Annotated in this window: 10 protein-coding genes; 3 read left to right on the forward strand and 7 right to left on the reverse strand. The window is 68.5% G+C overall.

The genetic code is table 11. From position 1 onward, the window contains the following. Positions 1 to 67 precede the first annotated feature (67 nt). The 6 genes from ACLQ2O_RS16080 to ACLQ2O_RS16105 form a co-directional block, all read right to left on the reverse strand. Entirely contained in the window at positions 68 to 1,075 is a 1,008-nt protein-coding gene (locus ACLQ2O_RS16080) for an ABC transporter ATP-binding protein (RefSeq protein WP_425831936.1), read from the reverse strand. Next, on the reverse strand, positions 1,075 to 2,115 hold the full coding sequence (locus tag ACLQ2O_RS16085) for an ABC transporter permease (RefSeq protein ID WP_425831938.1): 1,041 nt from the start codon (positions 2,113 to 2,115) through the stop codon (positions 1,075 to 1,077). The genes ACLQ2O_RS16080 and ACLQ2O_RS16085 overlap by 1 nt, the downstream gene beginning before the upstream one ends. Before the next feature lie 3 nt (positions 2,116 to 2,118). Then, complete coding sequence (locus tag ACLQ2O_RS16090; protein ID WP_425831940.1) at positions 2,119 to 3,099, reverse strand: ABC transporter permease; 981 nt, start codon at positions 3,097 to 3,099, stop codon at positions 2,119 to 2,121. Beyond that, on the reverse strand, positions 3,096 to 4,163 hold the full coding sequence (locus ACLQ2O_RS16095; protein WP_425831942.1) for an ABC transporter ATP-binding protein: 1,068 nt from the start codon (positions 4,161 to 4,163) through the stop codon (positions 3,096 to 3,098). The genes ACLQ2O_RS16090 and ACLQ2O_RS16095 overlap by 4 nt, the downstream gene beginning before the upstream one ends. Positions 4,164 to 4,244: 81 nt before the next feature. Further along, complete coding sequence (locus ACLQ2O_RS16100) at positions 4,245 to 5,921, reverse strand: ABC transporter substrate-binding protein (protein ID WP_425831944.1); 1,677 nt, start codon at positions 5,919 to 5,921, stop codon at positions 4,245 to 4,247. A 186-nt stretch (positions 5,922 to 6,107) separates the two neighbouring features. Beyond that, on the reverse strand, positions 6,108 to 7,118 hold the full coding sequence (locus ACLQ2O_RS16105; protein WP_425831946.1) for a LacI family DNA-binding transcriptional regulator: 1,011 nt from the start codon (positions 7,116 to 7,118) through the stop codon (positions 6,108 to 6,110). Positions 7,119 to 7,422: 304 nt separating this feature from the next. Between ACLQ2O_RS16105 and ACLQ2O_RS16110 the strand changes: the two genes are divergently transcribed. Both ACLQ2O_RS16110 and ACLQ2O_RS16115 read left to right on the forward strand, forming a co-directional pair. Continuing rightward, positions 7,423 to 8,634: an ROK family transcriptional regulator gene (locus ACLQ2O_RS16110; protein ID WP_425831948.1), complete on the forward strand. Its 1,212-nt coding sequence runs from the start codon at positions 7,423 to 7,425 to the stop codon at positions 8,632 to 8,634. A 192-nt stretch (positions 8,635 to 8,826) separates the two neighbouring features. Further along, positions 8,827 to 10,167: a GH1 family beta-glucosidase gene (locus tag ACLQ2O_RS16115; protein WP_425831950.1), complete on the forward strand. Its 1,341-nt coding sequence runs from the start codon at positions 8,827 to 8,829 to the stop codon at positions 10,165 to 10,167. Between the two features lie 64 nt (positions 10,168 to 10,231). Here the strand turns inward: ACLQ2O_RS16115 and ACLQ2O_RS16120 are convergent, their stop codons facing one another. Further along, the gene (locus ACLQ2O_RS16120; protein WP_425831952.1) at positions 10,232 to 11,488 is read right to left on the reverse strand and encodes a family 16 glycosylhydrolase; all 1,257 of its coding nucleotides are present in this window, start codon (positions 11,486 to 11,488) and stop codon (positions 10,232 to 10,234) included. A gap of 301 nt (positions 11,489 to 11,789) precedes the next feature. Here ACLQ2O_RS16120 and ACLQ2O_RS16125 point away from each other — a divergent pair, with 301 nt between their 5' ends. Next, positions 11,790 to 13,691 (forward strand): ricin-type beta-trefoil lectin domain protein, encoded by a 1,902-nt coding sequence (locus ACLQ2O_RS16125; protein WP_425831954.1) that lies wholly within the window; start codon positions 11,790 to 11,792, stop codon positions 13,689 to 13,691. Positions 13,692 to 13,800 lie beyond the last annotated feature (109 nt).

Here is a 13,800-nt window from a genome sequence, read left to right on the forward strand (position 1 = left end):
GTGCGGCGCTCCGCGCCCAGCCGGTGGGCGGGCGCGGAGCGCCGTACTGACTCCCTTCGGGAAGAAGTTAGGCGACAGGGACGCGGCCGGGCAGCCAGCAGGCCACCTGGCGGCTCGGGTCGTTCCTGGCCTCCGGGACGCCGAGGACGGGGATCTCCGTCGAGCAGCGGTCGAACGCGTGCGGGCAGCGCGGGTGGAACGCGCAGCCGGAGGGCATGCCGCGCAGGTCGGGCGGCGAGCCCGGGATCCCGCTCAGCTCCCGGCGTGGACCGCGCAGCGCCGGGAAGGACTTCAGCAGTCCCTCGCTGTACGGGTGCAGGGAGTCCTTGTAGAGGTCGGCCGAGCGCGCCTCCTCGACGATCCGGCCGCCGTACATGATCGCGATCCGGTCGGAGAACTCGACCAGCAGCGACAGGTCGTGGGTGATGAACAGGACCGAGAACCCGAGCCGCTCGCGCAGCTCGACCAGCTGGGCCAGGATCTGGCGCTGCATCACCACGTCGAGCGCGGTGGTCGGCTCGTCCATGATCACGATCTGCGGCTCGAGCACGAGCGCCATCCCGATCATCACCCGCTGCCGCATGCCGCCGGACAGCTGGTGCGGGTAGGCGTCCATCCGGTCGGCGGAGATGCCGACCAGCTTCAGCATGTCCTTGGCACGGGCCAGCCGTGCCTGGGAGCTGAGCTGCGGCTCGTGCGCACGGATCACGTCGAGCATCTGGGTGGAGACCTTGTGCACCGGGTTGAGCGAGTTCATCGCGCCCTGGAACACGATCGACGTCTCGGCCCAGCGGAACTTGCGCAGCTCGGCCGGCGACAGCGACATCACGTCGTACGGCTGGTCGCCCGGCGGGTGGTAGATCACCGAGCCGCCGCTGATCACGCCGGGCGGCGGAAGGAGCCGCGTCACGCCGTACGCCAGGGTCGACTTGCCGGATCCGCTCTCGCCGGCCAGCCCGAGCACCTCACCGCGGTGCAGAGTCAGCGTGACGTCGCGGACCGCGCGCACGGCCTGGTCGCCCAGCCCGTAGTCGACGCTGAAGTCCCTGATCTCCAGCACTGGTTCCTTGGCCATCAGACCGTGCCCTTCGCTTCGTCGGCGCGGACCACCGGCGTCACCGGGGCCTTGCGATCGGTGGTGTTCAGCACCGGGGTGAACCCGACCTTCATCCGGACCGTGTGGCCGTCCTTGGTCTTCACCTTGGTGTGCCCGCTGCTGCGCAGCCGCGGGCTGACGAACTCGTCGATGCCGAAGTTGATCAGCGACAGCGCCGTGCCCAGTACGGCGATCGCGAGGCCGGCCGGGACGAACCACCACCACGCGCCCTGGGCGAGCGCCTGCTGGCTCTGCGCCCAGAACAGGATCGTGCCCCAGTTCCACTCCGAGATCGTCGAGATGCCGATGAAGGCCAGCGTGATCTCCGACATCACCGCGAAGATCACCGTCCCGACGAAACCGGACGCGATGATCGCGGTCAGGTTCGGCAGGATCTCGACGGTGATGATCCGCCAGGTGCTCTCGCCGGTCGCCCGGGCGGCCTCGACGTAGTCGCGCCGCCGCAACGACAGGGTCTGTGCTCGCAGGACCCGAGCACCCCACGCCCACGACGTCAGACCGATGACCAGGGCAACCATCAGGTCACCCGCGCCCGGGATGGTGGAGGCGACGATGATGATCAACGGCAGCGCCGGGATGACCAGGAAGACGTTCGACAGCGCGGACAGACCCTCGTCGGCGGCGCCGCCGAGGAAGCCCGAGCTGACGCCGATCAGGACCGACAGCGCGGTCGCGACGATGCCGGCCAGCAGGCCGACGAACATCACGCCGCGGGTGCCGACGAGGATCTGGGAGAAGATGTCCTGCCCCAGGTGGGTGGTGCCGAACCAGTGATCGCCCGACGGCGGCTGGATCAGGTCGGCGCTGCGCGCGGACGGGTCGTACGGCGCGATCCACGGCCCGATGACCGCGATCAGGCAGAAGAAAGCGAGCACGACCAGGCCGGTCGCGGCCTTCGGGTTCGCGACGAACCGCAGCCGCTGGCGCTTGGCCGGCACTGCCGCGACCTCGGGGCCGTCGGGAGTGACCGCGGTGATGGTGCTGGTGGGTGCGGACATCGGTCAGCCCTCCTTGCGGGTACGCGGGTCGAGCAGCAGGTACGCGATGTCGGCGATCAGGTTGGCGACCAGCACCGAGATCGTGATCACCAGGAAGACGCCCTGCATCAGCGGGTAGTCCTTCGCGCCGACGGCCTGGAACAGGTTGTAGCCGATGCCGGGGTAGGAGAAGACGATCTCCACCAGCAGCGTGCCGCCGACGATGAAGCCGAGCGACAGCGCGAAGCCGGACACGTTCGGCAGCAGTGCGTTGCGGGCGGCGTAGCTGAGCATCACCCGGCGCTCGGACAGGCCCTTGGCGTGCGCGACCGTGATGTAGTCCTCCGACGCGACCGTCACCATCATGTTGCGCATGCTGAGGATCCAGCCGCTGACCGAAGAGATCAGGATCGTGAGCGCCGGCAGCAGACTGTGCTGGACGGCGCTGCCGATGAACACGCTGTCCCAGTTCGGAACCAGGCCCGGCTCGTAGCCGCCCGACGACGGGAAGAAGCTGCCCGCACCGGCCAGCAGCGTGATCGCGATCAGGCCGAGCCAGAAGTACGGGATCGACGACAGGAACGTCGTCACCGGGAGCAGACCGTCCATCCAGGACCCGCGCCGCCATCCGGCCAGGACGCCGAGGCCCGTACCGATGATGAAGCTCGCGAGCGTCGTGATGCCGACCAGCGCGATCGTCCACGGCAGGCTCTGGCCGAGGATCTCCGAGACCGGCGTCGGGAAGAACGTGAACGACAGCCCGAGATCGCCCTTGAACACCTGGCCCCAGTAGTCGACGTACTGGCTCCACAGGCTCGCGTTCTTGTCCAGGCCGAACAGCACGTACAGCGAGTTGATCGCCTCGGTGCTCATCTGGCCCTGGAACTTGTTGATCAGCGAGGTGACCGGGTCACCGGGGATCATCCGCGGGATGAAGAAGTTGATCGTGATCGCCGCCCAGGCGGTGAACAGGTAGAAGGCGATCCGTTGCAGCAGGAACTTCACTTCGCCGCTCCTTCCTCGTAGAGCCAGCAGGCCGCCCAGTGGGCTTGGCCGCTGTCGACCAGCGGCAGCTCGAACCGCGGCGGCAGCTCGGTGGAGCACTTCGGCATCGCGTGCACGCAGCGCGGGTGGAACCGGCAGCCGGTCGGCGGCGCGATCAGGCTCGGCGGCTCGCCCCCGGCCTCGTCCTCGGGCGCGTCCTTGGCGTCACCGACCCGGTCGAGCCGGTCGGGGTCGGGCGCGCTCTCGATCAGCAGCCGCGTGTACGGGTGAGCCGGGTGCTGCGTGACGGTCTCGGAGTCACCGCCCTCGACCATCCGGCCGGCGTACATCACCAAGGTCTCGTCGGCGAAGTACCGGGCCGACGCGATGTCGTGGGTGATGTAGAGGATGGCCAGGTCGAGGCGTTCCTTGAGGTCCCGCAGCAGGTTCAGTACGCCGAGCCGGATGGACACGTCGAGCATCGAGACCGGCTCGTCGGCCAGCAGCACCTCGGGGTTGGCGCCGAGCGCGCGGGCGATCGACACCCGCTGGCGCTGGCCGCCGGACAGCTCGTGCGGGAACTTGTCCAGGTAGCGCTCCGGCGGGGTCAGCTGGACCCGGAGCAGCAGGTCGTTCAGGTTCTTCTCGAGCTCCGCGCTGCCGCTGCCCGCGCGGCCGTGGATCTTCAGCGCGCGGGTCAGGTGGTACCGCACGGTGTGCACGGGGTTCAGCGAGGCGAACGGGTCCTGGAAGATCATCTGCACGCGGCGGCAGTAGGCGCGGAACGCGCGGCCGCCGTGCACGGTGATCGAGTCGCCGTGCAGCCGGATGTCGCCGTCGGTGCGCTTGTACAGCTGCGCCATCAACCGGGCGACGGTGGACTTGCCGGAGCCGGACTCGCCGACCAGGGCGGTGACCCGCCCGCGGCGAAGCGTCAGCTGGATGTCGTCCACCGCGTGCACGGCCTTGCGCTCACGGGTGAACAGGTCGCGCAGGCCCCGGCGTACGGGGAAGTGCTTGGTGAGGTTCTCGGCCTCGAGGACCACGTCGTCGGTCGTGGTCGGTGCTGCTGGCGTCGCCGTCATTTCCGACTCCTCGCTCGATGGGGCGCACAGGGAACCGCGGCCGGGAGCCCCAGGTGGAGAGCTCCCGGCCGCGGACTTTTGTCAGGCCCCTGCGGGCTTCAGGGCGAGGACGATCTGCAGCGCGGTCTGCTGGGTCGGCTGGGCCGGCCCGTACGGGTTGGTGTCGTCCGGCCACCCGACCCAGTTCTTGGTGCTGTAGAGGGCGCCGATGTTCGAGGCGCCGGTCGGGATGATCGGCATCTGGTCGACCATGATCTTCTGCAGCGTGTTCAGCGCCGCGGTGCGCGCCGACTCGTCGGCGGCGTTGGCGTAGGCGTCCAGCGCCTTGGTCGCCTCCGGGTTGTCGTAGCGGCCGTAGTTGCCGCTGACGCCACCCTTGCCGACCGGCTTCAGGATCTTGCCGTCCATGATGTTCTGGTAGATGTCGTACGGCGTCGCGCCGCCGTTGGTCCAGTGCATGCCGGCCTGGAAGTTGCCCTCGTCGAACGCCTTGAGCCAGGCGTCCTGGTTGGCCTTGTCGACGGTGGCCTTGATCCCGATCTGGGTCAGGTTGTCCTTGATGATCTCCAGGCTGGTGACGTAGTCGGACCAGCCGGCCGGGTTGGTCAGCGTGATCGTCACCGGCTTGCCGGTCGGGTCCTTCAGCGTGTCACCCTCGAGCTTGAAGCCGGCCGCGGTCAGCTCCGCCTTGGCGCCCTCGACGTCGACGGCGTGCTTCTTGTCCTTGAACTCCGGCGCGATGAACGACTCACCGGCCGGTGCCGGGATACCCGTCACGGACTCGATCTTCGGGTAGAAGTAGCCAGCCTCGGCCTGGGTGAAGATGTCGTCGCGATTGATCACCTTGTCCATCGCCCGGCGCAGCGCCGGGTTGTCGAACGGTTTCACCGTGGTGTTGATCCACAGGCCGTGGATGCCCAGCGTGCCCGGCGCCCAGACCTTGTGGTTCTTCTCGTCCTTGGACTGGAAGACCGTCTTCACGTTCGGGACGAAGACGAAGCTCCACTCCGAGGCGCCGTTGGCCAGCGCGGTGGTCTGCGCGTTGTTGTCGTTGTACGACGTGTAGCGCAGCTCCTTGACCTTCGGCAGCTCCTGCCAGTACTCCGAGCGGACCTCCAGCGTGGTGGTCTGCGGGGTGAACGACTTCAGCTTGTACGGGCCGGTGCCGATCGGGTCCTTGACGGTGTCCTGGCTCGGGTCCTTGAACGCCGACCACTGGGCCTTGGGCACCACGAACACGCCCAGGATCTTGTTCTGGTTCACGAACTGCGAGCGCGGGAAGGTCAGGTCGACCTTGTTGCCGGACTGGGCGATCGTGCCGTACGGGATCGCGTCCTGGTTCAGCCCCTCGTTGTCCTTGCGGAGCTGGAAGGAGTAGGCCACGTCCTCGGCGGTCATCGGCTTGCCGTCGGAGAACTTCACGCCGTCGCGGATGGTGAAGGTCAGCTTGGTGAAGTTGTCGGCCCAGGCGAAGTCGGTGGCCAGCCAGGGCTTGCCCTTCTCCTGCGGCTTGAGCGGGTTGATCATCACCAGCGGCTCGTAGATCATCCACCGGTACCCGAGCGAGGCGCCCGAGGACGAACCGAGGAACGGGTTGTGGTTCTCCGTCTGCGGGCCGTTCGGCATGCCCACGTTGAGCACGGTGGCGCCGCCGCCGGAGCTGGCGTTCGAGTTGTTCGTGTCCCCGTTGCTGCAGGCAGCCAGTGCTGCCGCGAGCAGGCCCGCGAGGGCCAGCGCGACTGAGCGTCGTGCTCGCATCGTTCCTCCTGTGTTCGTCCACTGCTGGCGGATGACGGTCGAATGACTGTCGGGTGGTGCGTTTGGGCTCGCATCGTGCCGTGAAAGCGCTCTCATGGAAAGAGCGGACGGCTTAACGGATCGGTATCGGCGGTCCAAAGGGTTGCCGGTGGCGAAGCAGGGGCAGCTACCTCGCCACCGGACGCTCTACGAGGGGCGGGAGGGGGCCGTTGAGCTGCGCACGATCAGCGTCGTGGGCAGCACCTGGGGAGCCTCCGGCAGCGGCTTGCCGCCGAAGTAGTCCATCAGCATCCGGGCCGCGGTCTGACCCATCTGGCGCATCGGCTGATGCACCGTGGTCAGCGGTGGTTCGGTGTGCTGGGCGTACGGGATGTCGTCGAAGCCGATCACCGACACGTCGTTCGGCACGTTCCGCCCGGTCTCCCGGACGGCCTGGATGGCACCGCCGGCGGACAGGTCGTTGTGCGCGAAGATCGCGTCGAACCTCGTACCGGCTTCGAGCGCCTGCTGGACGCCGCGGCGCCCGCTGGAGTGGGTGAAGTCGCCTTCGAAGACGAGCCGTGGGTCCAGCTCGAGACCGGCCGCCGCGTAGGTGTCGCGGAAACCGTCCAGGCGTTCCTGGGTGCAGCCGAACCAGTCCACGCCGGTGATCACCAGCGGGCGGCGGCGACCGAGCTCCAGCAGGTGCCGGGCGGCGGCCTCACCTCCGGCCCGGTTGGTGGTGGCGACGGACGGGAACACGGGTTGCTTGGCCCGGTCGTCGATCAGGACGACCGGCAGGCCTCGCGAGTGCAGCTGCTCGATGTAGGCGAGCGTGCCTTCCGGCTCGATCACCAGCAGACCGTCGAACGACTGCGCCGAGACCTGCGAGGCGAACTGCTGCATCGACTCCTCACCCCGGTTGCAGGTGAACAGCAGCAGGCCGTAGCCCTCGGTCTCGACGACGTCGACAGCGCCTTGCAGCACCTCGCCCATCCAGGGCCAGGTGAGCGAGGGGACCAGCATGCCGACGATTCGGGTCCGGCCACGCGCCAGGCCCACGGCCCGGGCGCTGGGGACGTACCCGAGCTCGGCGATCACCTGACGGACGCGCTCGGCGGTCCGCAGATCGAGTTCGCCCTTGCCGTTCAGGACCCGCGAGACGGTGGTCTTGCTGACTCCGGCACGGGCCGCGACATCGGCGATCGTGATCGACATTCACAGCTCCCCTCGGGCGGTCGGGGTAGTGCGGGCGGTTTGTTGCCGGTTCGTGAACGCTGTGTTCGGAACCGGTTTCGGAAGCGGTTCCGTAGAGTGAAGCCGAGTGGGCCAGGTCACGTCAATCACGACGCGATAACGAAACCAGGACTAAGTTCACGATTTGTAAGAAGTCCGCCGCGCGCTCGGGCTCAGCGCTGGCGACCCAGCGCTGCGGCATGATGGACTGCGGGGGAGGGATCGATTTCAGGGGCCGCCGTGGTGGCCTGGCAGCCGGGTTTGCAGAGGGCGGGTCGAGAACACCATGGACGGACGCCGGACGACCGTGCGCGACATGCGGCGGTCCAACCGGTCGGTGATCCTGACGTGCATCTACCGGCAGGGACCGCTGAGCCGGTACGAGCTGGGCCGCGAGACGTCGTTGAGCGCCGCGAGCGTGAGCAACCTGGTCGGCGAGCTGCTCGAGGAGGGCATCGTCGAGGAGGCCGGGTCGGTCGAGTCCGACGGCGGCCGGCCGCGGGTGCTGCTCCGGGTCGCGCCCACCTTCGGGTACGTCGTCGGCGCCGAGGTCGGCGAGACGCGCGTCAGGGTCGAATTGTTCGATCTCGCGATGACCGTGCTGGCGACCGTGGTCTACCCGATCGAGACGCCGAAGCCCGCGCCCGAGCTGGCGGTCAAGTACGTGCTGCAGGGGCTCGACGCGGTGATCGCGCAGGCCGGCGTACGGGCTGATCGTGTGCTGGGCTTGGGTGTTGCGGTCGCCGGTGTGGTCGAAGGGCCCGCGGATGCTGTCGTCCACGCGCAGACGCTTGGGTGGGACGGGGTCCCGCTCGGCGCGATGCTGGCGGCGGGGACGGACATTCCGATCCAGGTGGACAACGGTGCGAACACTTTGGGCCAGGCGGAGATGTGGTTCGGCGCTGGGCGAGGTGCGACCGATGCCGTGGTCGCGCTGGTCGGCTCAGGTGTCGGCGCTGCGCTGGTGACCGGAGGGACGAGCTACCGCGGGACCCGCAGCAGTGCGGGCGAGTGGGGCCACACGACGATCATGTACGGCGGCCGCCGGTGCCGGTGCGGCGCCGAGGGCTGCCTCGAGGCGTACGTCGGCGCCGACGGCGTACTGGATCGGTATCGGTTGGCCGGCGGGCCGGCTGCTCGGTCCGACGACGACGAGGCCGCGTTCATCGGTCTGCTGGCCGCCGTCGACTCGTCGGAGATCGCGGCCAAGGTCGTCGAGGACACGATCGGCTACTTGGGCGCGGGGTTCGCGAACCTCGTCAACCTGGTCAACCCCGAGCGGATCGTGCTCGGAGGCTGGTCGGGCCTGCTGCTCGGCGAGCGCTACCTGCCGCAGCTGCGCGAGGCGGTCGGCAAGCACGCCCTGCACCGGCCGTACGCGCAGGTGACGATCGAGGTGTGCGAGCTGGGCCGCGACGCGGTCGCCCTGGGCGCCGCGACGCTCCCGGTCCTGCGATTGCTCCGCGAAGGCGGCACCCGCCGCGTCGCCGCAGGCTGACCGGGCCCGCGCGCCCACCCGGCGCGCGAAGCTGCGCCTTCGGGCGGCCCCGGCCCCTCCCCTCCGGTCCTCTGCCCCGCGCGCAGCGCGGGGCAGGGGACGGAGTTGCGGAACACGGAATCCGGCTACTACGGCTTCAGGACTTCAACTATGCTTTGAAAAAACTGCCTTCCCACCCTTTGGGGGTCACCGATGGTCGAGCTCTCCCCGCTTCGGCAGGACTTTGTCTGGGGTACCGCCACCTCGGCGTACCAGATCGAAGGCGCTGTCGACGCCGACGGCCGGCTGCCGTCGATCTGGGACACGTTCTGCCGCGTTCCCGGCGCGATCGACAACGGCGACACCGGCGACGTCGCCTGCGACTCCTACCACCGCTGGTCCGACGACCTCGCGCTGATCAAGCAGCTCGGCGTCGACGCGTACCGGTTCTCGATCGCCTGGCCGCGGGTGATCCCGACCGGCTCCGGCGCCGTCAACGCGCCCGGTCTGGACTACTACGACCGGATGGTCGACGACTTGCTTGCCGAGGGCATCAAGCCGTTCGTCACCTTGTACCACTGGGACCTGCCGCAGACGCTGCAGGACCTCGGCGGCTGGGAGAACCGCGACACGGCGTACCGGTTCGCCGAGTACGCCGCGGTCGTCGGCGCCAAGCTCGGCGACCGCGTCCGCGACTGGGTGACGCTGAACGAGCCGCTCTGCTCGGCCTGGATCGGCCACTGGGAAGGGCGGATGGCGCCCGGCATCACCGACCCGGCGATCGCCGTGCGCGCGTCGTACAACCTGCTGCTGGCGCACGGTCTCGGCGTGCGGGCGCTGCGCGATGCTTGCCCTGAGCCCCCGTCGGTCGGCCTGGTCGTCAACCTGAGCGGCACCGAGCCGGCCAGCCAGAGCGCCGAGGACATCCGCGCGGCGCAGATCGCCGACGGGCACATCAACCGCTGGTGGCTCGACCCGACGGCGGGCCGCGGCTTCCCGGCCGACATGGTCGAGACGTACGGCGTCGAGCTGCCCGAGCAGCCGGGCGACCTCGACATCATCGCCGCGCCGACCGACTTCATCGGCCTGAACTACTACTTCCGCCAGATCATCAAGGCCGACGAATCCGTTCCGGTGCTGGGCTTCAGCCAGGTCCCCGGCCCGAACGCCGAGCACACGATGCTCGACTGGGAGATCCACCCGGCCGGCCTGGAGGAGCTGATCCTGCGCCTGGCCAAGGAGTACGGCGCCGAGAAGATCTACATCACCGAGAACGGCTCCGCCTGGGTCGATCAGCCCGACGCCTCCTTTACCGTCGACGACACCCAGCGAACGGCGTACCTGGATGGTCACCTCGCCGCCTGCGTTCGCGCAGTCCAGCAAGGCGCCCCGCTGGCCGGCTACTTCGCCTGGTCCCTGATGGACAACTTCGAGTGGGCCTACGGCTACGCCCCCCGCTTCGGCCTCGCCTACGTCGACTACCCGACCGGCACCCGCGTGATGAAGACCAGCGGCACGACGTACGCCGACCTGATCAAGTCCCACCGCAGCTGACTTCCACACGAATAAAGCCCTCCCGGACCACCGCGGTCCGGGAGGGCTTGTCACGACCGGTCGGTCAGACGGTCCACTTCTGGTTGGCGCCGCCGCCGCAGGTCCAGATCTGCGTCGGGGTGGAGTTCGCGGCGTTGTTGCCGGTGACATCGAGGCACTTGTTCGCCCGTGGATTCACCAGGTCACGGGCGCCGGAGTACGTCCACTGCTGGGCCGCGTTTCCGTTGCAGGTGGCAATCTGTACGCGGGTGCCGTCGGCAACTCCGGCTCCTGCGACGTCCAGGCACTTGCCCAGGGCACGGATCGTGCCGTCGCCCGGCCGGGTCCACTTCTGCGCGGCGCTACCGTTGCAGTCGTAGAGCTGGACGGTCGTGCCGTCGGCCGAGTTCGCGGCCGCGACGTCCAGGCACTTGCCGCCCAGGCCGGTGATCTGGCTGCCGCCGCCACCGCTGCTGCCCAGGCTCGAGACCCGGACGTAGTCGACGACCATCGACTGCGGCATCACCGTGCTGCCGTCGGGGTAGCCCGGCCAGTAGCCGCCGACCGCGACGTTCATGATCATGAAGAACGGGTGGTTGTAGACCCACTGGCGGCCACCGAGGTCGGCCGGCGTACGGCGCTGGAACTGCACGCCGTCGACGTACCAGGTGATCGAGTCCGGTGCCCAGTCGACCGCGTAGGTGTGGAAGTCGTTGCGGAACGGCTGGCCGTTGGGCGACTGGTACGCCGCGCCGATGCCACCCTCGCCGGAGTAGCCCGGGCCGTGGATGGTGCCGTGCACGGTGTTCGGCTCGCGGCCGATGTTCTCCATGATGTCGATCTCGCCGTCGTTCGGCCAGTTGCCGCCGCCGAGCATCCAGAACGCCGGCCAGACCCCTTGCGTACCAGGGATCTTGATCCGGGCCTCGAAGCGGCCGTAGGTCTGGGTGAACGTCTGCGCGGTGAGCAGCCGGGCCGAGGTGTACTCGCAGGTGCCGTAGTGGCACTGGAAGCCGCCGCTCTCGCGGCGCGCGGTGATCACCAGGTTGCCACCGCCGTCGAGCGCGGCGTTGCGGGTCGAGTTGGTGTAGTACTGCCGCTCGTTGTTGCCCCAGCCACCGCCTCCGATGTCGAAGCGCCACTTGCTCTGGTCAGGGCCCTGGCCGGACGGGCCGTCGAAGTTGTCCTCCCAGAGCGTGGCCTGTGGAGCCATCGCCTGGGCGGTTGCCTGCTCACCCTGCGTGCGGGCGTCGGCAGGGGACTGGAGTAGGGCGGTGCCGAGCAGTGCGGCGCCTGCGGCGAGCAGGGCGGCGGCCCGGAACCGGGAACGCGGATACCTCATGCGTGCCTCATTTCTCGCTCGGCCGGACTAGGGCGGTCCGGCCGTGGGGGCGGGGGCGGGACGTGACGAGACAGGGGAATCGCTGGGAGGGAGCTAACTGTGAGAACGCTCCCACGTCAAGACCACACGTAAATACAAGGCGTGAAAAAAGCAGTCGCACGGCATTGACTCGGGCGGGCACCGATGGTTACCTACTGGTGACCACCAGTTGCGGCGCGGGCAGACGCCGGATCCGGGGTTCTCTTTCGTCCCCTGTGCTGTGTCCCCTGTAGAGGCCCTTGAGCAAGAGGGAGATCCGCCCATGCCCAGCCCCCTTCGTCGTCACCGCCCCGGACGACGACGCCTGCTTCCCGCCCTGGCCGGATTCGCGGCCCTCTCGGTCGTCGCCACCGGTCTGAGTCTCGGCAACCCGCAGCCCGCGCACGCCGCCGGCGAGGAGGTCAACGTCTGGCTGACCACCACCAACGACGCCGGCGGCCGCAACGTCACCCGCGGTCTGCAGCAGCAGGCGCCGGTGAACTTCGGTCCGACCGGCGGCACCGCCAACCAGACCGTCACGGTCAACGAGAACACGTCGTACCAGACCTTCGAAGGCGGTGGCGCGTCGTTCACCGACAGCGCCGCCTGGCTGCTGAACAGCAGCAACACGATCACCGCCGCGACCCGCAACCAGGTGATGAAGGACCTGTTCGACCCGGTCAACGGGATCGGCCTGGCCTTCACCCGGAACCCGATGGGCGCCTCGGACCTTGCCCGGTTCAACTACTCCTACGACGACACGTGCTGCGACCTGAACGACTTCAGCATCAACCACGACCTCGCCGACGTCGTACCGCTGACCAAGCAGGCCAAGCAGCTGAACCCGGCGCTGAAGGTGAAGGGCGCGCCGTGGAGCGCGCCGGCCTGGATGAAGGACAACAACAAGTTCACCAACCGCGGCTGGCTGAAGGCCGAGTACTACCCGCTGTACGCGCAGTACTTCGTGAAGTACGTGCAGCAGAACGAGGCCGCCGGCAACCACATCGACTACGTGTCGGTGCAGAACGAGCCGACCTGCTGCGGCAACGACAACACCGGCTACGCCTCGATGAACTGGAACGGCGCCGGCCTGCTGAACTTCACCAAGAACCACCTGTTCCCGGCGTTCCGCGCGGCCGGGATCACCACCAAAGTGATGGTGCTGGACTACAACTGGGGCAACTACAACGACCTCGGCTCGGTCCCGCTGGCCGACGCGGGGCTGCGCAGCGACCCGCTGTTCGGCGGCATCGCCTGGCACGGGTACGGCGGTGACGTGAACCTGCAGACCACCGTGCACAACCAGTACCCGGCCGTGAACCACTACATGACCGAGCACTCGGGCGGCACGTGGATCGCGAACCAGCAGGTTGAGGACATGAACAACCTGATCGACTACACCCGGAACTGGAGCAAGTCCTGGGTGAAGTGGAGCCTCGGCCAGGACCAGAACATGCTCCCGTACGTCGGTGCCGGCTGCAACGTGTGCACCGGGCTGGTCACCGTCCAGCGGGGTGGGGCGCGGGCCGGGCAGGTCGACAAGACCGTCGAGTACTACACGATGGGCCACCTGACGAAGTTCGTGAAGCCGGGTGCGGCCCGGATCGAGTCGAACGCGAACAGTGCGGTGAAGAACGTCGCGTGGAAGAACCCGGACGGGTCGAAGGCGCTGATCGCGTTCAACACCACCGGCAGCTCGCAGTCGGTGCGGGTGAACTGGGGTTCGCAGTCCTTCGTCTACACGCTGCCGACCAAGACCTCGGCGACGTTCACCTGGTCGGGCACGCAGAGCGGCGGTGGCGGTGGGACCGGCGGTCAGATCACCGGGCTTGCCGGGAAGTGCGTCGACGTCGCTGCCGGCAACTCGGCGGATGGCGCCGGCGTACAGCTCTATGACTGCAACGGCTCGACCGCCCAGCAGTGGTCGCGTCCTGGTGACGGAACGGTGCGTGCTCTCGGCAAGTGTTTGGATGTCGCCAGCGCCGGTACGGCGGACGGCTCTCGCGTGCAGCTGTACACGTGCAACGGATCGGCTGCTCAGCAGTGGACGTACACGGGCGGGAAGGATCTGGTGAACCCGCAGGCGAACAAGTGCCTCGACGTCACCGGCAACAACTCCGCCAACTCCACGCCGTTGCAGATCTGGTCCTGCACCGGCGCGGCGAACCAGAAGTGGAACGCCTGATCACCTGACCCGGGGTCCGCACGGGGACCCCGCAAGACCGACCGCGCCCCGCGCCCCCGGGACGCGGTCGGTCTGTTTCGGGCCGGGGCCGCCCGCTCGCGCGGGTGTT

The sequence above is a fragment of the Kribbella sp. DT2 genome (assembly GCF_049844575.1).
Classification (GTDB): domain Bacteria; phylum Actinomycetota; class Actinomycetes; order Propionibacteriales; family Kribbellaceae; genus Kribbella.

Coding starts and splice junctions, on each gene's coding strand:
- ACLQ2O_RS16080 (WP_425831936.1), bottom strand. CDS start 1,075: ATGGCCAAGGAACCAGTGCTGGAGATCAGGGACTTCAGCGTCGACTAC.
- ACLQ2O_RS16085 (WP_425831938.1), bottom strand. CDS start 2,115: ATGTCCGCACCCACCAGCACCATCACCGCGGTCACTCCCGACGGCCCC.
- ACLQ2O_RS16095 (WP_425831942.1), bottom strand. CDS start 4,163: ATGACGGCGACGCCAGCAGCACCGACCACGACCGACGACGTGGTCCTC.
- ACLQ2O_RS16100 (WP_425831944.1), bottom strand. CDS start 5,921: ATGCGAGCACGACGCTCAGTCGCGCTGGCCCTCGCGGGCCTGCTCGCG.
- ACLQ2O_RS16105 (WP_425831946.1), bottom strand. CDS start 7,118: ATGTCGATCACGATCGCCGATGTCGCGGCCCGTGCCGGAGTCAGCAAG.
- ACLQ2O_RS16110 (WP_425831948.1), top strand. CDS start 7,423: ATGGACGGACGCCGGACGACCGTGCGCGACATGCGGCGGTCCAACCGG.
- ACLQ2O_RS16115 (WP_425831950.1), top strand. CDS start 8,827: ATGGTCGAGCTCTCCCCGCTTCGGCAGGACTTTGTCTGGGGTACCGCC.
- ACLQ2O_RS16120 (WP_425831952.1), bottom strand. CDS start 11,488: ATGAGGTATCCGCGTTCCCGGTTCCGGGCCGCCGCCCTGCTCGCCGCA.
- ACLQ2O_RS16125 (WP_425831954.1), top strand. CDS start 11,790: ATGCCCAGCCCCCTTCGTCGTCACCGCCCCGGACGACGACGCCTGCTT.